The organism is Ulvibacterium marinum, assembly GCF_003626755.1.
Classification (GTDB): domain Bacteria; phylum Bacteroidota; class Bacteroidia; order Flavobacteriales; family Flavobacteriaceae; genus Ulvibacterium; species Ulvibacterium marinum.
The window spans coordinates 869,406-889,543 of the sequence record NZ_RBCJ01000003.1; the positions used below are offsets into that span (position 1 = coordinate 869,406).

Here is a 20,138-nt window from a genome sequence, read left to right on the forward strand (position 1 = left end):
AATATTTATATTTTTAAAGACCAACAAAAATATATTTTTTGATGAATTAATCTAATTTTTCGGGGGTTAAAAATCAAAAAAGCAAACATAATTTAAGATACCCCTATTTTGGCTAGGGTATTTTAGAAAAAGTTTATTTTTTTGAGGATATATTATTAATTCCTTAAATGATTATTTTAGCCAAAAATTACAAAGAAGCCATGTTCAAAATGCGATTTAATGCCATATCGGAAAGCCTAAGGAGAAATAGAATAATAATTGAGGAGAAAGGTCGTCGTTCCAAGCTATTCGGTACTCAAGTATTTAATGACGAGAAAATGTTGCAATACTTGACCAAAGACGCTTTGGAAAGTGTTAGGGGAGCTATATTTTCGGGCTCCAAAATTGATAGAAAAATTGCCGATCAAGTGGCGGAGGCCATGAAGGGTTGGGCGATAGCGAACGGGGCTACACACTATACACATTGGTTTCAACCGTTAACGGGATCTACAGCGGAAAAGCACGATGCTTTTTTTGACTTGCTACCCGATGGAAAAGGCTTGGAAAAATTTGGAGGAGGACAATTAGTCCAGCAAGAACCGGATGCTTCCAGCTTTCCCAGTGGTGGAATTCGGAACACCTTTGAGGCCAGGGGGTATACCGCCTGGGACCCTACATCACCAGCATTTGTATATGGTACCACGCTTTGTGTGCCGACTATATTCGTTTCCTATACCGGTGAGGCCTTGGACAACAAGGCTCCTTTGTTAAGGGCCTTGCATGCCGTGGACGAAGCTGCGACTGCGGTGGCAAAATATTTTGACAAGAATGTGTCCAAGGTCAATGCTACCTTGGGTTGGGAGCAGGAATACTTCTTGATAGACAAGGCGTTGGCCTACTCTCGTCCCGATATTATTCTAACCGGTCGTACCCTTGTAGGTCACTTGGCCGCTAAAGGACAACAATTGGACGATCACTATTTTGGAGTAATTCCGAATAGGGTACTGAGTTTTATGAGCGATTTGGAAAAAGAATGCACCAAATTAGGAATTCCTGTAAAGACAAGGCATAATGAGGTTGCGCCCAACCAATTTGAACTGGCACCTGTATTTGAGGAAGCCAATTTGGCCGTGGACCACAATCTCTTGCTTATGGACGTTATGGAAAAAATAGCGGATGCGCATAATTTTAAGGTTTTGTTCCATGAAAAACCCTTCGCCGGTATCAATGGTTCAGGAAAGCATAATAACTGGTCACTGGCCACGGATACTGGGATCAACTTGTTGAGTCCAGGTTCTACACCCATGAAGAATCTTCAATTTTTGACCTTTTTTGTAAACACTATAAAAGCTGTTGACCATTATGAGGAGTTGTTGCGATCTTCCATAGCATCGGCAAGTAATGACCACAGGTTGGGAGCAAATGAGGCGCCTCCTGCCATTCTTTCCATTTTCATTGGAAAACAGCTCGGCCAGGTGTTGGATGAATTGGAAGGAGTTTCCCAAGGAAAATTATCCCCTGAGGAAAAGACTGAGCTTAAATTGAACGTTGTTGGAAAGATTCCGGAAATTCTTCTGGACAATACGGATAGGAATCGTACCTCGCCCTTTGCCTTTACCGGTAACAAATTTGAAATGAGGGGAGTCGGTTCAAAAACCAATTGTGCTAAACCCATGACAATTTTGAATACTATTGTCGCAAAACAATTGAAGGCGTTCAAAAAAGAAGTGGACGTACTTATTGACAAGAAAAACCTTAAAAAGGATGAGGCCATTTTTAATGTTCTTCGAGAATATATCAAGACTTCCAAAAAAATACGTTTTGATGGTGATGGGTATAGCGAAGATTGGGAAAAAGAGGCCAAACGAAGAAAACTGAGCAATAACAAAACTACTCCTGAGGCCTTACAAATAATGACTGGCAAAGATAGTATCGCTCTTTTTAGGGAAATGAAGGTAATGAGCGAAATAGAGGTGAGGGCCCGTCAAGAGGTGGAGCTGGAGGCCTATATTCTACATATTCAAATAGAAGGCCGAGTGCTCAATGAACTGATGTACAATCACGTTATACCATCATCCATACAATATCAAAACAAACTCATTACCAATGTCAATGGTTTGAAGGAGATTTATGGGGCCATACACAAAAAATTAACTGAGGGGCAACTTAACATTATTGAACAGATTGCCGAACATATTTCGGAAATCAAGAAAAAAACGGACCATATGGTAGAAGCAAGAAAAAGGGCCAACACCCTTAAAGATTTGAACAAAAAGGCTTCGGCATATTGCGAAAATGTACGACCCTATTTTGATGAAATCCGCTATCACTCAGATAAATTGGAACGTTTAGTGGACGATTCGGAATGGCCTTTGACCAAGTATAGGGAACTTTTGTTTATCAAATAAATCCTGTTCTAAACCCATGACATACTGAAGAAATGGAAAGACTATCTCAAGGGAGAGTTGGTTAGGGCAGAAGTTCCAATCCATAAACCTTTGGAAAGCTCAGATCTTTTAAACCCTAAAGTGTGTGTATTCCTTCAATTCCCCTATTTTTGACCAAACAATAAACATGAGCTCTGCCAATAGTAAAAGATATGATTTGCGTGGTGTTTCCGCCTCCAAGGAAGACGTACATAATGCAATAAAAAACTTGGATAAAGGTCTGTTTCCAAAGGCCTTCTGCAAAATTGTACCCGATTACCTGACAAACGATGATAAATATTGTTTAGTGATGCATGCGGATGGTGCCGGAACCAAATCTTCCTTGGCCTATATGTATTGGAAAGAAACCGGTGATATTTCGGTATGGAAGGGCATAGCCCAGGATGCGTTGATAATGAACATTGATGATTTGGTATGTGTTGGGGCGGTGGACCATATTATGCTTTCTTCCACCATAGGAAGGAACAAAAATTTGATTCCCGGTGAGGTAATATCCGCAATCATCAATGGTACGGAGGAGCTGATTTCGGATTTAAGGGAGTATGGCATTACAATCCATTCCACTGGCGGGGAAACGGCAGATGTCGGGGATTTGGTTCGCACTATAATCGTGGATTCCACAGTGACTGCAAGGATAAAACGCAGTACCGTTATTGACAATGCCAATATCAAAGCCGGTGATGTCATCGTTGGTCTGGCTTCTTATGGACAAGCTACCTATGAAAGGGAATATAACGGGGGAATGGGGAGTAATGGATTAACTTCTGCCAGACATGATGTTTTTGCCAAATATTTAGCTGAAAAATATCCGGAAAGTTATGATGCTGCGGTTTCTGATGAATTGATATATTCTGGAAACATTGGACTCACGGAGACTATTGAGGGAGCACCATTGGACGCCGGGAAATTGGTGCTTTCACCTACGCGTACCTATGCACCCATAATCAAAAGGATTTTAGAAAAATATACTTCGATAGATATACATGGAATGGTACATTGTAGTGGAGGCGCCCAGACCAAAATTCTTCATTTTATCGATGACCTTCATATCATAAAGGACAACCTTTTTCCGCTACCACCATTATTTAAATTGATTCAGGAACAATCCAGGACAGATTGGAAGGAAATGTATCAGGTTTTTAACTGTGGCCACCGCTTGGAACTTTATGTAAACGAGGTTGTGGCACAGGATTTGATAAATATCTCCGAAAGCTTCGGGGTGCAAGCCCAAATTGTGGGTAGGGTGGAAGAAAATACATCCAAAAAACTCACGATTGTAAGTGAGTATGGCACCTTCGTATATTAAGGCATACGATTACCCCAAATGCTACGTTGTTTATAGTAAATATAATGCTATGGAACGAAAGGAATTTCTTAGAAGCATAGGAGCCGGAGCTGCCTTTGCCATTACATTTCCCTGTTTGCAAGGGTGTTCTAACAGTGATGATACGCCCGGTAATATATCCGAAGTGCCATCAGGAGTGGATTTTACTATTGATCTAACCTCTGAAGAGGGGGCCAAATTGATGAACAATGGAGATTTTATCCTAAAAAATTTGGTCGTTGTCGTTAAAAATTTAGAAGGAGAATTCGTTGCAGCAAGCCAGGTATGTAGCCATGAAGCCTACGACCAGGTGCGCTTTGCAAATGTGGACGGGGGTATCTTTTACTGTGATGTTCACGGTTCCCGTTTTGAACAGGATGGTACTCCTCTGAATCAGGTAGACAGCAACCCCGCCAGACCCTTAAAAATATTTAATACCGAGCTGAGCGGAGATACACTTCGCATTTTTGAATAATTTGAATCGATATTTTGCCCTAAAGAAATATCTTGAGAAAGCTGACCTACATAGTGGTATTTCTTATATCCGTTACGGGCCATGCCCAAAATTGGCAACGTAGCTATACGGACGCTGTGGCCCTTGCCCAAAATGAGGAAAAACCCATTATTTTGATTTTTTCTGGATCTGATTGGTGTGCACCTTGTATTAAATTGGACAGAACCATTTGGCAATCCCAGGATTTTAAAGATCATGCCAGGGATAACTATGTACTCTATAAGGCGGATTTTCCAAGAAAAAAAGCAAATCAATTACCGGAAAAAATTAAGATTGAAAACCAAGGGTTGGCCGATATATTTAACCCGGAAGGACATTTTCCGTTGGTCTTGGTTCTTAATAAGGACCAAAAAGTTTTGGGAAAAACAGGATACCAAAAAATACCCCCGGGAGCATATATTTCACTTTTAAATACATTTTTAAAGTGAGACAATTAATCACCCTACTCTTTGGTCTATGGACCATAATAGGCTATGGACAAGGGCGTGAGTATGTTACCGTCAAAAAGACTATGGGCCTTATGGGTAGTCGTTTTGACATCACAGTGGTCGCGGCAACTGAAGAACTGGGATACATCAATATTGAAGAGGCCGCAGCGGAAATTACCCGAATCGAAAAAATGATTTCATCGTGGAATCCGGAATCCGAAACTTCATTGATCAATAAAAATGCCGGAATAAAACCGGTAAAGGTAAGTTTAGAGCTTTTTAAACTTATTGAAAGAGCCAAACAAATCTCGGAAATTACTGACGGCGCCTTTGATATTTCATATGCTTCAATGGACTTAATTTGGAAATTTGATGGAAGCATGAAATATCTTCCAACAGAAACGGAAATCAAAAAATCCATTGCCAAGGTCGGATATAAAAAGATTATTTTGAACTCCGACGAACAGACGGTTTTCCTACGACAAAGAGGGATGAAAATTTCATTTGGGGCCATAGGAAAAGGCTACGCCGCGGACAAGGCCAAAGAGTTGTTGGTTTCCAAACAGGTTATAGCAGGTATTATCAATGCCGCAGGAGACCTTACCACTTGGGGCACCAAAGCAAGTGGCGAAAAGTGGTTGATCGGTATTGCCAACCCCTTGAGCAAAGACAAGATTTTTTCATGGTTGCCTATTGTAGAATCTTCGGTAGCTACCTCGGGTAACTATGAAAAGTACGTACTGTTCAAAGGGAAAAAATATACACATATCATAGACCCTAGAACCGGATGGCCTTCTTCCGGGGTCAACAGCGTTTCCATTTTTTCTAAAAGTGCCGAACTCTGTGATGCCTTGGCAACAGCCGTTTTTATTATGGGCAAGGATGCCGGACTTGCACTTATCAATCAACTGGGAGGTACCGAGGTGATTCTCGTGGATGACAATAACAAAATCTATAAAAGCAATGGGATTATGTTTGAGAATAATCCCTAACTTTAAAATATGAAGAAAGTATTGTTCATTTCAATGTTTGTCCTTTTTCTGACGTCCTGCGTGGCCGTAAAAGAATATGATAAGGTATACATTAATGATGAGGAAATGGTGTTATCTGCCAAAGGAAGCGAACGTTTTGAGACTAATTTTCAAATTTATCGAGAAGGCGCTTCCGGTGCCAATGGTGGTAAGACTGGAGGGGGTTGCGGATGTAACTGATTTAGACAGCGGGGAATGGATCAATGTTCTGAAACCGATGGATTACACTTAAACATTAAAACTCAAAAAATTTATAGTAACAATAACATTTAGAAACCCCTTAACTTTTTTCATTGAAAGGAATTTTCTTTTTTGCTTTTACTCTAGTTACCACCTTGGGTTTCTCCCAGAATGAGTCTACCACTTATAAAAAAAGGGTCCTGGAGACCGCGGAGATTGATCTGCTGTTCAGTTACTATGGGCAGGATGGCAACAATGCGGCGGTAACAGGTGGGGAAGGTACCGAAGAGCTTACCGATGTCACCTCCAGCATTGTGGTTCAAATTCCAATGAATGAAGATGATGTACTTACCGTGGACGTTGGAATTTCTGCATATACTTCGGCATCGTCCAGTAATGTAAATCCGTTGGATGGAAACCCTAATAGGCAAATAAGCCCGTTTAATGCATCTTCTGGAGCGTCCCGCAAAGATCAATTGGTACATTTTAACCCCTCGTACCGTCACAGTTCGGATGACCGGAATTCCGTCTGGACGGGAAATGCCTATGTGTCGTCCGAGTATGACTATTTTTCCATTGGTTTTGGAGGTGGATACACCCGTTTGTTCAATCAAAAAAATACAGAATTATCAATTAGTGGACAACTCTATTTTGATAGCTGGAATCCGCAGTATCCTATAGAACTAAGGGAAGGTTTTTTTGACGACCGTATTACGGGTAATGGAACTTATGCCCCTTCCTTTACCGTCTTTGATCAAGAGAACCGAAATTCATATGCCTTATCCTTAGGACTTTCCCAGATTTTGGGAAAAAGGATACAAGCTTCGCTCTTTACCGATCTAGTACTACAAAGAGGGTTGTTGAGTACACCTTTCCAACGGGTCTATTTTGAGGATGCCAATGATTTCTTTATTGAAGATTTCCAGTTGGCCGATGATGTGGAACGTTTGCCGGAAAGTAGGTTTAAATTGCCCATCGGTGCTCGCTTGAATTATTTTTTGGGCGATGCTGTTGTACTCCGGAGTTACTATAGATTCTATACGGATGATTGGGGGATTACTGCGCATACGGCGAGTTTGGAAGTTCCTATAAAACTTAATGATACCTTTACCTTATATCCGGCCTACCGATATTACACCCAATCCGAAGCAGACTATTTCTACGCCAAGGAAACTGCACTCTCTACGGTTGATTTTTATACTTCGGATTATGATCTCTCCGAATATCATGCACATCAGTACGGTATGGGCATACGATACAAGGATATTTTTACCCGGGCCAAACTTTTTACTTTTGGTTTAAAGTCGGTAGACCTTCGTTTTAATGCTTATAATCGAAGTGACGGACTTAACGCCTTTATTATGACATTGGGAACTACTTTTGTAGGGAATTGATTTTTTGTGAAGTATTGGACCTAGCAGTTTTGTTCAAAAAATACTATTTTCTTATTGCTATCTATTTGTAGGTTGTAAACGCCTATTTTGTAACCGTGGAGCGGCCTATGTTCTTGTCTCTTTTTATCGTAAATTCGCAATCTTAGGAGCACGGACTATGATAGACAAGTTGAACATTGTAAAACAGCGTTTTGATGAGGTTTCGGATCTTATCATTCAACCTGATGTTATTTCGGATCAAAAGCGCTATGTACAATTGACCAAGGAATATAGCGATCTCAAAGACCTTATGGCCAAACGGGACCAATACATAGAGCTTTCTGATAATATTAAGGAAGCGGAAGAAATCATATCCGACGGGAGTGATGCCGAGATGTTGGAAATGGCCAAAATGCAATTGGAGGAGGCCAAAGAAGCCCTGCCTCAACTGGAAGAAGAGATAAAATTGATGCTTATACCCAAGGATCCTGAAGATACCAAGGATGTGGTTGTAGAGATCCGTGCAGGAACAGGAGGGGACGAGGCGAGTATTTTTGCGGGAGATTTGTTTAGGATGTACACCAAGTATTGCGAATCCAAAGGGTGGAGAACCAATGTCATCGATTTGAGTGAGGGCACCAGTGGTGGTTACAAGGAAATCCAGTTTGAAGTAAACGGGGAGGATGTCTATGGGACGCTGAAGTTTGAAGCCGGGGTTCATCGTGTTCAGCGCGTTCCCCAAACCGAGACCCAGGGAAGGGTCCATACCAGCGCGGCAACGGTAATGGTACTTCCCGAAGCCGAGGACTTTGATGTACAGATAGATCCCAAGGATGTTCGGATAGACTTTTTTTGTTCCTCAGGACCGGGCGGGCAATCTGTAAATACAACGTATTCTGCCGTTCGTTTAACACATATTCCTACTGGTTTGGTGGCACAGTGCCAAGACCAGAAATCACAGCACAAGAACAAAGAAAAGGCATTTAAGGTATTGCGTTCGCGTTTATATGATCTGGAACTGGCGAAGAAGCAGGAGGAGGATGCGGCCAAACGCAATTCCCAGGTAAGTAGTGGTGACCGTTCTGCCAAGATTAGAACATATAACTATCCGCAAGGCCGAGTTACCGATCATCGCATTGGACTTACCCTTTACGACCTACAGAATATCATTGATGGGGATATTCAAAAAATCATAGACGAGTTGAGTTTGGTTGAGAATACGGAGAAATTGAGGGAAGCTTCGGAGATTTTTTAAACATGTTTTTATGGCCTTGAAGGTATTTTAAGGCATTTACTAAGTACAAAAAAACCTCTTGATCCTAATTGAGAGAAACCTAGGTTATGACCACGCAGCAACTCATCGAACAAATTCACCTAAAAAATTCCTTTCTCTGTATTGGTCTGGATACCGATTTGGAGAAGATTCCACCACACCTTTTAAAAGAAGAAGATCCTATTTTCACATTTAATAAATCCATTATAGACGCTACACATCATTTATGTGTGGCGTATAAGCCCAATATAGCGTTTTATGAGGCCTATGGTTTAAAGGGTTGGCAAGCACTGGAGAAGACTATTGCTTACCTAAACAAAGAATATCCGGATATTTTCACTATTGCGGATGCCAAGCGGGGAGATATTGGCAACACGTCCACACGCTATGCAAAGGCCTTTTTCGAAGACTTGAGCTTTGACTCCATAACAGTTGCCCCTTATATGGGAAAGGATTCCGTGGAACCTTTCTTGGCGTTTACGGATAAGCATACCATATTATTGGCTTTGACCTCTAATGAGGGAGCCTATGATTTTCAAACCAAATTGATGGATGGCAAAGCGTTGTACAAAACTGTTTTGGAGACTTCAAAGGGGTACACAAATTCTAAGAACTTGATGTATGTTGTTGGGGCTACAAAAGCTTCATATTTGGCGGAAATTCGCAATATAGTTCCCGATAATTTCCTTTTGGTGCCTGGTGTAGGAGCCCAAGGTGGGAGTTTAAGCGAAGTCTGTAAGTATGGGATGAACAAAAACGTCGGACTTTTGATAAATTCTTCCCGCGGGATTATTTATGCTTCAAGAAAAGAAGATTATGTCCAAGCAGCAGCCAAAAAAGCAAAAGAATTGCAAAGTCAAATGACAAGAGAACTGAAAAAGCTCAAATGATTTTGATGTTATTGCATCAAGCTTTCCAAAGTCTTTTTGACTTTTAATGCTTTTTGTTCAAAAAACTCTCTCAATCTACTATCTGCATATTCCATGGATGCCTTATTCATGAAATTTTGATACTGATATTCCAAAAGGGCAATAGCTTTTCTTCCTGGAGTTAAGGGGGTAACTGTTCCTACTCTGCAATACTGTTTTTCCATAATCAATTTTTGTTCTTACAAATATACGGCCGTAAACAGTTTTTGGATGTTCTGTAATTACTTCATATAACTAAAATCTAGGTAATTTGGCTAATTTTTAACTATTTCGTCAAAGAACGTTCAAAGAATCAAGGTTTTGTTCATAAAAAATGCTTTTATGGTGGAGATACAACAAAAAGATTTAATACATTGCAATTTGCTCTAAAATAGGGGCTTTTTAGAGAACACTTTGCTAAACTATACTACACATCTTCACAAGGATTCAACTACCTGGGTTACTTTTGTACACGGGGCTGGTGGAAGTTCATCCATATGGTTCAAACAGGTAAGGGAATTTACAAAACACTTTAATGTGCTGCTATTGGACCTTAGAGGACACGGTAACTCAAAACCGAGTCTTAAAAGAGTATTTAGCGAAAAATATGATTTTGATTCTATAACTCATGATATCGTTGAGGTCATTGATCACTTAAAAATTGAAAAATCCCACTTTATTGGGATTTCACTGGGTACTGTTTTGATTCGGAATCTAGCGGAAAAATACCCGCGCAAAGTGGAGAGCATGGTCATGGGCGGCGCCATTATGAAATTGGATGTAAGGTTCAAGTTTTTGATGGGTTTTGGAAGAGTTTTTAAGAATATTATACCTTATTTATGGCTTTATAGATTCTTTACTTTTATAATCATGCCCGATAGTAACCATAGGGAATCCAGGTCCGTTTTGGTGCGTGAGGCTAAGAAATTGTATCAAAAAGAATTTGTAAAGTGGTTTAGGCTTTCTTCCCAAATAAATCCGCTATTGCGGTTTTTCAGGGCCGTGGATTTAAAAATACCTACACTATATGTTATGGGAGGTGAGGATTATCTTTTTTTACCTTCGGTAAAAAAAGTGGTGCAACGGCAAAGTACCTCCAGCCTTCTGTTAATAGAGCACTGTGGTCATGTAGTTAATGTAGAACAGTCCAAGCTCTTTAATGACGTGGTCATCCAATATGTGGCCGATATGAGTTCCTAACCATTCATATTTGTTTCCATTGACCGGGCGTAATATATATTTTCTCGTTGCTTTCATTTTATGGATAGGTTCTGCAGCGCGGGCACAGGAAGATACATGCGCGTGTTGTACGGACAACCATATGGCTTTTGATTTTTGGGTAGGTACATGGAAAGTTACCGATGCCGAAGGGTCTTTTGTTGGAAGAAATAGGATTGATAAAGTTGAGGATGGCTGTGTGCTTCGGGAACATTGGACCAGCTCTAAAGGGAATTTTTCCGGGACAAGCCTAAATTTTTATAATTCAAAGACTCGGCAATGGGAACAGCTTTGGGTGGATAACTTTGGAAACCACTTAAAACTAAAGGGTAATAGGGTAGGAAATCAGATGATTCTTTCATCCGAAGATTTTGTACACACAGATGGAAATACCTATCAAAATAGGATTACTTGGACATTGAACGATAACGGTACCGTTCGACAGCTTTGGGAAGTTTTACAAGATGACAAGGTATCCAACGTAGTTTTTGACGGACTCTATTCTAAAGAAGACGAATAGTATTGGTTTCGTGTAATTTATTGAAATCTGCCTGGGTAGTATCGATATGTAAATTGCGACCCTGAATATTTTTGATAGCTAATTCAAATAATTACCCTAAAAAATGAGACAGAAAGTTTTTTTAAGAGTAAGTGCTTCAGGGCCGCTTTACATTTAACTGGTTGTTTTATCAAAATAACATCTTCTTTGATTAATTATAGGAAAGGCTTATAAACGTTTACGATTCCGATAAATGTTTACGTGTTTTTTACCTCAAAAGGATGTCGTTGGATTAACTTTTCCACCTTCAAAAAAAACGGATTATTGGATTTCCCTGCTTTTTTATGGTTGAAAAGAGGATAAAAGACGGCCAAATTCATTTTTTAGCCGTCTTTTTAGTCAGAGTTAGTCAGTATATTAAGTTGTAATTTAATTGTATCCTGGATTTTGATCAAGATTGGGGTTGGAATCAGTTTCCCTTTGGGGAACGGGTGCAACCAGGAAGTTGTCATCGTAATTTAGGCTTCCAACCGTACCCTTTAATCGTTTTATATCATGAAGTGCAAAACCTTCAAATGACAATTCTCTTTTGCGTTCGTCCAGAATATCCTGCAACGTTAGGCCAACAATTGCCCCAGCCTCGGATCTGGCCCTAAGGGCATTTATTTCATCTTCAGGGGAGAGTCCTACCGAAGTACTTTCCCTAAAGTTGCATTCGGCCCGAATCAAATGCATTTCGGCCACTCTTAGAAAGGGAATATTGGAAAACTCTCCCTGCCATTTTGTGGTAGCTGTTCCACCAGTGGTTTCATAGAAAAACATACTGCGTTGATCGTTTGCATCATCATAGATATCAAAATGTTCCTCACTGATGGCCACATCGGGATTTCCAGATCTTCCTCCAAAATCATCTCCTGCCCAAAAGGTATTCATGTCGTTCTCTCCATCCTGGGCGGTAATCTGCCATGCAAAAATATCCTCACTGGAATCCTCATCATTATTGAAGGCCGATGCAAAATCTATAGCAAGTGTGTGGCCGCTGTTTTGGAGCACATCATCAGCTGCATCCCTGGCCGCTGCATAGTTTTCCTGTTGTAGATACAACCGGGCCAAGAGGGCTTGGGCAGCGTATTTGTCCGCAAAAACATCATTGCTTTCGGGCAATAGATTATAGGCTTCCGTTAAATCTGAAATAGCTTGGCTATATACCTCTTCTACCGAATTTCGGCTGGGAGATTCTACTTCAGAGGCATCCGTTACGGCATTTAGCACAATAGGAACAGCAGGTTGTGTATTTGATTGTCCAGCCTCGTACGGAAGGCCATATATTCTCGCAAGGTCAAAATACATCAAACCTCTCAAGAACTTGGCTTCTCCCTCTATCCTACTTCTGGTTTCGGCATCTTCTACAATCTCCAGGTTTTCCAAAATTAAATTAGCTTGGTTATTCACCTCATAGGCATTCAACCATATGTCCCTTGCATTTACATTATCCGTCAAAATGGCCTTCTCATTAAACTCTGCCGGCTCCTCGAAAGTTCCATTAAACAAAAGTTCGCCGGAATTGGCCCATAGTTCAACGGATAAATTCAAGATTCCTCCGTAAATGTTTTCTTCAAAGCTTGGGGTTTCTGCACTGCCGTGAGCTGCTTCATCATAAAGACCGACTAAGAGGTTTTCCAGGTTTGCGGCGTTGGAAATTACCACTTCGGGAGACAAACTCTGTTCAGGTAGTAGTTCTAGGTTGTCCTCGCAACTTGATATTGCAAAAACGACAAATACTGTATATAGGATCTTTTTCATGTGTATTGATTTAAAAGTCGATGTTTAGTCCAATTGTATAGGTTTTGGCCGGTGGTGCCGAATAGAAATCCTCCCCAACTTGAATATCGCTCAAGGAATCATTGAAATCCGCAGTCGATTCTGGATCGTACCCTATATAATCGGTAAAAGTCAACAGATTGAATCCTGAAAAATAAACGCGGAGCCTATCAATATGAAATTTTTGGGTTATATCCTTAGGGATTGTATAGCCCAAAGTGAGGTTACGTAAACGGATAAAATCGGTCTCGTCCAAATAACGGGTAGAAGGCTGTTGTCCATTGGTTGAGAACAGTCTCGCCTGCGGAACATTGGTGATATCCCCAGGCTGTTGCCATCGGTTCAACTGATCTGCTGTTTGATTGTCAAAAAAGCGTGCGTTCCCGGATTGAAATCTTCCCGAGTCGTTGTAGATGCTTGCACCCCATTCCCCTTGGAAGGTAAATGAGAAATCGATGTTTTTATAATTTAGATTGCTGGATAGACCGGCTATCAAATCTGGGTAAGGGCTTCCTGCTACGATACGCTGTGCCTCGTTAAAATTGCTCGTTGTGTTTTTATTTAAGGTTCCATCGGTATTTGGGGTATTCAATACAAAAAGAGCATCCCCATTTTCGGAATTTACCCCGGCATACTCCACCATATAGAAGGAAGATAAGACCTCCCCTTCCCGTACAATGTTCCTGCCTTCAATAATATCTCCACCGGGCAGGCTTGTTACCTCATTATCCAAAGTTGAAATATTGAAAGAAGTGCTCCATCGTAGATTTTCCGTCTGGATGTTCCTTGTGTTCAAGACAAATTCAAGACCCTTATTTTGCAACTCTCCTACGTTTCTTGTAATGTTAACAAAACCTGTAGTACCTGGAATGGGCTCATTGAGCAAAAGATCATTGGTGGTCTTTACGTAATAATCGATTTCCCCAGATATCCTATTGCTGAAAAAGCCAAAATCCAGACCTACATCTACCTGTGTGGTCCGTTCCCATTTTACATCTGGATTGCCCAACTGGGTAGGAGCCAGGGCGGCCTTTTGATTATATGGGGAGCCTTGGAAAAGACTTAGGCTTGCAAAATCACCTATTCCTGCATTACCTGTAATACCCCAACTACCCCTGAGCTTTAAAAGGGAGAGCGTTTCCGAATCTATCAAAAAATCCTCTTCGGAAACAATCCAGCCTACAGCTGCAGCAGGGAAAATACCGAATCGGTTGTCGGCACCGAATCGGGAGGAACCGTCATATCGTAAGCTACCCTTAAATAGATATTTATTGTCAATGGCGAGACTTGCCCTACCGAAATACGATAAGAAATTGAAGGCAGTTCTACTTGATCCCCCAGCTACTATTTCAGAGGCGCTATTAAGGGTTTCTAAGTCGTCTGAAGGAAAACCTTGTGCTTGTATCAATTGAAGCCGTCTTCTGCTCTCTTCAAAACTCATACCAGCGGTTGCTTCAAAATCAAATCGTTCCCCAAAGATTTTGTTGTAGGAAAAATAATTGGTTAGCACATACTTTTCAGTCTCTACCGTATTTGCCGTACCAAATCCCCCAACGGAAGCAGATTCCGTTAAACTGCCCGAGAAGCGTTCCGCAAGCTGTACGCTTAAGTCATAACCCACTTCCGACCTAAAGCTAAGTTCAGGCAATATCTGGTATTGCAGATATGTATTTGCAATGACCCTCCACATGTTGGTTTCAAAACTGCCATTGAATTGTTCCGTTAAGAAATTGTAGTATTCAGTGGTATCGTTATTGGGTGTAATGCCGTCCTCTAGATAAGCGGGGGAAACGGGTACTTGGGCAACAGCCTGTAGGGGAGTGGCAAAAGCATTATCATTGGATATCCTATTGATCTTGCTTTTTGAAATTGTCATATTTAGGCCCGTTTTGAATTTATCAGATATATCATGGTCAAAATTTCCTCTCAAAGAATACCGTTCCAGAATATTACCGCGTACAATACCGTGGGTCTTGTTGTATCCGCTGGAAAGAAAAAATCGGGTTTTGGCACCGCCCCCGGATATGGATACGCCAAAATCCTCTATGGACCCATCAATTAGGGCAAGGTCTTGCCAATCCGTGTCCACATTGGCCTGTCCGTTGGAATAGAAATCAAATTGCTCCTGCATTTCTTCCGCAGTAGAACCTGTATTGAGTCCAGCTTCCAAGAAGAGTTCCCTATACTGAGCGGCATTTAGAAAGTCTAGTTTATTGGTAGCGGTACTCCAGCCGTAGGATGAATTAATAGATACTTTGGTCTTTCCTTCCTTACCCTGTTTCGTGGTAATCAAAACGACCCCATTGGTACCCCTTGCCCCATAAATGGCCGCGGAAGAGGCATCTTTTAGAATTTGAATGGACTCGATATCATTCGGATTTAATGATACCAAAGGGTTTATGGGAGAATCATTTATGGACTCGTCTTGGTTTGTAAGGGGTACACCATCAATTACGTAAAGAGGCTCTTGGGAAGAGGATATGGTGGCCACACCCCTTACCCTTACTTTAATACCTCCTTCTACCTTACCGTTCAGTTGTGTTATACGAACACCTGCGGCCTTTCCTGTTAATGCACTTTGTAGACTAGGCGTGGGGATTTCGTTTATCTGGTCTGAGGATATGGTAGCAATATTATCCGTTATTTTTCTTTTGGATTGTGAACCATAACCTACAACGATTACCTCTTCCAACTGGGAAGCGTCTTCTTCCATCTGAACATCCAGGGTATTTGAAGTACCAACAGTAAGTTCAATCGTTCTTTGTCCTAAATATGAGAATACCAGAATCTGTCCTTCTTCGGCCTCGATCGTATAATTACCGTCAAAATCAGATTGGGTTCCAGAGGTGGTGCCCTTTACCAAAATATTAACGCCAGGTAGTGGTATGGCGTTCTGATCGGTTACATTACCGGTCACTGTTTTTTCTTGTGCATAGGCATATGACATTCCAACAAGGAATAGCATACACATACACTTCAGTTGTTTTTTCATACGTATAGTTTTATTCGGGTTAGTCACGAATAGACTAATGAAAAGAAAAGTAAAGACCTAAATTGCTTGGAGATTCGATTTAAACCTTTGCTCAAAATATGAGGTGAAGATTTTGAAAGTACAGTTGCGAATAAACAAAATGAATTTAGAGTTACTTTAACATTTAATTAGTCATTCGCCCTCAAAGTAACATGCTCTCATTTTGTTAAAGGGAAAATCTTATAAACGTTTACTTTTCCGACAAATACTTACGCTTGTTTTACCTTTCATAACAATTTCGAGGATATATGTTATATTCTATCTTAAAATAGCGAGTTTACCTTAGGTTCAAGTAGCCGTTTCTGCATTTTTAAGAATAGCTAATTTTTTTAGTGGAAGCATCGCTCTCTTCCTTTATTGGATTTTTTAGAAGGATTGCATCATTGGAAAGCGTAATGAGGAGCGAAGAAAAAAATGCAGCCCCGCTGGTTTTGATGACTAATTCAAATATATTACTCTAAAAATGAGAAAAAAGTAAAATTTTAGGAATATGACCGGCAGAGCTGCTTTTACAAAATCTTGAATTCATGAGCAACCAAAATAGAATGCTTCCGTCTTATTTAAGGAAAATCTTATAAACGTTTACGTTTCCGATAAAAGCTTACGATTTTTTTACGCCGGGGCTCTCATAGCAGTTTTTTGATATTCACTAGGGGTAAGACTTGTATCTTTTTTAAAGGCCTTGTTAAAGGTAACTTTGTTATTGTAACCTACCTCATAGGCTATATCTATGATATTCAGGTTTTTTTTCTGATCGCTGTTCAATATGTCCTTGGCTTCCCGAATCCTATACTTGTTCACAAGTTCGTGAAAATTCATGTTAAAATGTTCATTGATGACCTGCGAAGCGTTATGTCGTGTGGTGTCCAATTGCTGTGCTATCATTTCCAGGCTAATATCACTTTCCTTGTAGATTTTTTCAATGTCGAATAAGCGAATCAATTTTTCTCTTAGTTCCTTGGATAAACTGTCGGTCAAACCAGATTTTTCGTATTTGAAGAATAGCGAATCATTGAAGTGGTACATCCCACTAAAAACATTTGGTTGTACGTTGGCGGAATAGCCAACATACATGACCATAAATGCCATACTGATTACTTGCATATGATAAAGAAAACCGGAAGTTATATTATTGCTTAACAAAATTCCGTAGGCAGCATAGCAGAAAACATACATAATATGAATTCTGAATATATTTTTCTGCCATATTTGATTCTCTTTTGTTAAGCTCTTGTTCTCTCTGGAGCGCATGTAGATTTTGTGTATGAAATAACCATAAATAGCAAGAGAGGACAGTTTTAACACGATTATGGCAATATCGTAAAAGCTACGTCCGCTGATAATTCTTTCCAGAAGCAGTTTTAACTTTTCTTCACCGGACATCATATAAATAGGAAGCACGTAAATCAAAAATAAGAATGTCGGAACCAGATGAAGTAGGTCCCTAAGTTTAAACCGATATTCTTGGGCAATCCTTTTGAAATAAAAATAGAGTAAAGGCCCATACAAAAAGGAGAAACAGGTGGACATTGCATACGTATGGGGATACTGGTAGTGATTATTGGTGAGATTTACAAAAATATGTAAGATGAAGAATGAATGGATAAAAATGAAACTGCTAATAAGTATTTTGGCGGTGACTTCGATTTTTTTATTGAAATGTATGATGGCCGCAATGTAAAAGCCAATGAGTGCTACATAGAGGTACAGAAAAGACCAAAAATTAAATTTTGGAACATATTTTTTTACCACCCCCTTGAATGATTCCGTGTTTCTGATATTGTCAAAACTTGGATCCGAAAGGATTATGGGCCTGAAATCCTTTAATAGATATTTCTCGACATATTTGGCCGCCTCAACATTGTTTCCTAAGGCCGCTTCGCTTACGGCCAATTTTCTAAGAACAGGGGCCTGTTCAATTTCTGGATAGGTCAATAGCTTGTTGAACTCCTTGATGGCTACGGCGTAATTTCGCTCCATAAAAAGGCTATCAGCTCTTTTGTTTATTAGTGTTGCTATGTTCTCCCTGCCCTGTCCGAAGGCGAAGTCAACCTTATGCGACGCGGAAGTTTTGATAGAATTGCCTAACAATAGTAAGAATGTAAAGATTACTCCTATAGGCCTCATTTATGAATTGGTGAATTAGCTTAAGTTTAAGTTAGAAAATATAGTACTATAAGGCCTTAAAATTTTCTTAAAAAAAGTAAGCCCCGATAATAGTTTACTTCAAGCGAGCTCTTGAAAAAGCATATAAAGGCAAGAATTATGGAGAATGTAATAGAAGGTGCTATTGATTATGAAAATCACAAAAAAAACCGGTGCTCCCACCGGTTTTAAAACTAACTAACTCAAAAAATTACTAACTCAAACAATTCAGTACGAAGTCTTTAAGGGCTTTTCGCAACATTAACAAATGTACAGTAATGCCCTGTTCTTTTACAACGACTTACTATTGGATATATTGTGCAAGTTAAATTGAATAATTGTTCGTTAATCCTGCAAGGCAAATACCTTTCTTAAAATATCGGTTGTTCTTGCCGATACTTTGTCCCGAATCTCTTTTTCCTCCACAGCAATCATAGTAAATACGCCTTCTAGCGCTTGAGTGGTGACATAGTCCGTTAAATCTGGATTTACGTTGTTGGTAAAAGGTAAGTTGTTGTACTTATTGATTAGATTGCTCCATATTTTATCGGCCCCCACTTTCTCAAAGGATTCCTTTATTATAGGGTTGAATTTTGAATAAAGCGATGTTTGTGTTCCATTTCTTAGGTACAGAGTGGCTGCATTTTCATTTCCCATTAGTATATTTCTGGCATCGGAGAATGTAATACCTTTAATGGCATCTACAAAGATAGGGGTAGCCTCTCCCACGGCGTCTTCGGCGGCCCTGTTCAATATTTTAAGTCCTTCGTCCGCTAAATTACCGAGACCTATATCTCGCAAGGTTTTATCCACTTTTCTCAATTCCTCGGGCAAGACTATTTTAACCAATTCATTTTTGAAAAAACCATTTTCAAGGGTAAGTTTTGATACTTGTTTGTCAACTCCTTCGTCCAGGGCTTGTCGAAGGCCTTGCGCAATCTGCGCATTTCCAATCCCGGTTTCCCCTTGTGGAAGTTGATCTACCACCTGCTGTAATTCGGCACAGGACAAAAACTGAAAGACAATGCATAGAGAAATTATTTTTTTGTTCATAAGCTTTAATTTCTTGGGTAGAAAAGTTCCTTTGTTAGGTTCATTACTAAGTTTTACGAAAAAATCACCGTTTTATTGTTGTAGACCATAGTCTTTCTTTTTACATGGAGTTGTACTGCCCGCGATAGTACAATTTTTTCCAAATCGCGTCCCTTGGCAATAAAATCCTTAATGGTATGTGAGTGGGAAACAGCTGTAACATCCTGTTCAATAATAGGTCCTGCATCTAATTCTTCGGTAACGTAATGGCTTGTTGCCCCTATAATCTTTACCCCTCTTGCAAAAGCGGCGTGATAGGGTTTGGCCCCTGCAAATGCAGGAAGGAAGGAATGATGAATATTAATGATTTTGTTTGGATATTCGTTTATAATTTTACTACTAACAATTTGCATATATCTGGCCAATACAATGAAATCCACATGATATTGATTTAAATATTCCAATTGTTCGCTTTCCGCTATATTCTTGGTATCCTTGGTAACCGGAATGTGATAAAATGGTATTTCAAATTGTTCCGCTATATAGGTGAGGTCATTGTGGTTGCTTATGATAAAAGGAATTTCCACAAGAAGTTCGCCGGACTTATACCTACTTAAGAGGTCGTAAAGGCAATGATTATATTTGGAGACGAACAAGGCCATTTTTGGTTTTACGTCGTCAAGGTGGTGAGACCATTGCATTTGATAGGGTAGTGCCAATGTAGCATTGAACTCTTCATTAAAATTTACAATATCCGGCAGATTCCCTTCAAAGTCACTTTCCAAACGCATAAAGAAGACATCAGCTTCCTTATCAACGTGCTGATCTAAGTAAACGATGTTACCGCCTTGCCGATGGATAAAGGCGGTGACGGCACTGATAATACCGGATTGATCCGGACAGTGTATAAGAATGGTTGTTTTCAAGTCTGGTAT

The 20,138-nt window shown here is 40.1% G+C and carries 17 protein-coding genes; 11 read left to right on the forward strand and 6 right to left on the reverse strand.

Translation table 11 applies throughout. The features are described 5' to 3' along the window. Nucleotides 1-200 precede the first annotated feature (200 nt). The 9 genes from D7Z94_RS16870 (at nt 201) to pyrF (ending at nt 9,439) form a co-directional block, all read left to right on the forward strand. Nucleotides 201-2,387 carry a glutamine synthetase III family protein gene (locus tag D7Z94_RS16870; RefSeq protein WP_120713185.1) on the forward strand — a complete coding sequence of 729 codons (2,187 nt, stop codon included), beginning with the start codon at nt 201-203 and terminating at the stop codon, nt 2,385-2,387. Nucleotides 2,388-2,553: 166 nt separating this feature from the next. Next, the gene (locus tag D7Z94_RS16875) at nt 2,554-3,732 is read left to right on the forward strand and encodes an AIR synthase related protein (RefSeq protein WP_120712740.1); all 1,179 of its coding nucleotides are present in this window, start codon (nt 2,554-2,556) and stop codon (nt 3,730-3,732) included. A gap of 49 nt (nt 3,733-3,781) precedes the next feature. Beyond that, nucleotides 3,782-4,225 (forward strand): QcrA and Rieske domain-containing protein, encoded by a 444-nt coding sequence (locus D7Z94_RS16880; protein WP_120713186.1) that lies wholly within the window; start codon nt 3,782-3,784, stop codon nt 4,223-4,225. 32 nt (nt 4,226-4,257) lie between these two features. After that, on the forward strand, nt 4,258-4,692 hold the full coding sequence (locus tag D7Z94_RS16885; RefSeq protein ID WP_120712741.1) for a thioredoxin family protein: 435 nt from the start codon (nt 4,258-4,260) through the stop codon (nt 4,690-4,692). Beyond that, complete coding sequence (locus D7Z94_RS16890) at nt 4,689-5,684, forward strand: FAD:protein FMN transferase (RefSeq protein WP_245967233.1); 996 nt, start codon at nt 4,689-4,691, stop codon at nt 5,682-5,684. The genes D7Z94_RS16885 and D7Z94_RS16890 overlap by 4 nt, the downstream gene beginning before the upstream one ends. A 9-nt stretch (nt 5,685-5,693) precedes the next feature. Then, nucleotides 5,694-5,903 carry a DUF4266 domain-containing protein gene (locus D7Z94_RS16895; protein ID WP_211341797.1) on the forward strand — a complete coding sequence of 70 codons (210 nt, stop codon included), beginning with the start codon at nt 5,694-5,696 and terminating at the stop codon, nt 5,901-5,903. Between the two features lie 122 nt (nt 5,904-6,025). After that, entirely contained in the window at nt 6,026-7,297 is a 1,272-nt protein-coding gene (locus D7Z94_RS16900; protein WP_120713189.1) for a DUF3570 domain-containing protein, read from the forward strand. Nucleotides 7,298-7,454: 157 nt separating this feature from the next. Beyond that, nucleotides 7,455-8,531, forward strand: a complete 1,077-nt coding sequence (prfA, locus tag D7Z94_RS16905) for a peptide chain release factor 1 (RefSeq protein WP_120712742.1) — start codon at nt 7,455-7,457, stop codon at nt 8,529-8,531. A gap of 86 nt (nt 8,532-8,617) precedes the next feature. Beyond that, the gene (pyrF, locus tag D7Z94_RS16910; RefSeq protein ID WP_120712743.1) at nt 8,618-9,439 is read left to right on the forward strand and encodes an orotidine-5'-phosphate decarboxylase; all 822 of its coding nucleotides are present in this window, start codon (nt 8,618-8,620) and stop codon (nt 9,437-9,439) included. Between the two features lie 8 nt (nt 9,440-9,447). Here the strand turns inward: pyrF and D7Z94_RS16915 are convergent, their stop codons facing one another. Beyond that, nucleotides 9,448-9,642: a hypothetical protein gene (locus D7Z94_RS16915; RefSeq protein ID WP_120712744.1), complete on the reverse strand. Its 195-nt coding sequence runs from the start codon at nt 9,640-9,642 to the stop codon at nt 9,448-9,450. Nucleotides 9,643-9,871: 229 nt separating this feature from the next. Between D7Z94_RS16915 and D7Z94_RS16920 the strand changes: the two genes are divergently transcribed. Beyond that, nucleotides 9,872-10,657 (forward strand): alpha/beta fold hydrolase, encoded by a 786-nt coding sequence (locus D7Z94_RS16920; RefSeq protein WP_120712745.1) that lies wholly within the window; start codon nt 9,872-9,874, stop codon nt 10,655-10,657. A gap of 10 nt (nt 10,658-10,667) precedes the next feature. Further along, nucleotides 10,668-11,195, forward strand: coding sequence for a hypothetical protein (locus D7Z94_RS16925; protein ID WP_245967234.1), 528 nt, complete (start codon nt 10,668-10,670; stop codon nt 11,193-11,195). Nucleotides 11,196-11,603: 408 nt separating this feature from the next. On the opposite strand, the gene D7Z94_RS16930 is transcribed toward D7Z94_RS16925, so the two are convergent. The 5 genes from D7Z94_RS16930 to purU form a co-directional block, all read right to left on the reverse strand. After that, nucleotides 11,604-12,977 (reverse strand): RagB/SusD family nutrient uptake outer membrane protein, encoded by a 1,374-nt coding sequence (locus D7Z94_RS16930; protein ID WP_120712746.1) that lies wholly within the window; start codon nt 12,975-12,977, stop codon nt 11,604-11,606. Nucleotides 12,978-12,987: 10 nt separating this feature from the next. Further along, nucleotides 12,988-15,987 (reverse strand): SusC/RagA family TonB-linked outer membrane protein, encoded by a 3,000-nt coding sequence (locus D7Z94_RS16935; RefSeq protein ID WP_120712747.1) that lies wholly within the window; start codon nt 15,985-15,987, stop codon nt 12,988-12,990. 651 nt (nt 15,988-16,638) lie between these two features. After that, entirely contained in the window at nt 16,639-18,006 is a 1,368-nt protein-coding gene (locus D7Z94_RS16940) for a helix-turn-helix domain-containing protein (RefSeq protein ID WP_120713191.1), read from the reverse strand. 510 nt (nt 18,007-18,516) lie between these two features. After that, on the reverse strand, nt 18,517-19,224 hold the full coding sequence (locus D7Z94_RS16945) for a DUF4197 domain-containing protein (protein WP_120712748.1): 708 nt from the start codon (nt 19,222-19,224) through the stop codon (nt 18,517-18,519). 53 nt (nt 19,225-19,277) lie between these two features. Beyond that, nucleotides 19,278-20,129 (reverse strand): formyltetrahydrofolate deformylase, encoded by an 852-nt coding sequence (gene purU / locus D7Z94_RS16950; RefSeq protein ID WP_120712749.1) that lies wholly within the window; start codon nt 20,127-20,129, stop codon nt 19,278-19,280. Between the last annotated feature and the right edge of the window lie 9 nt (nt 20,130-20,138).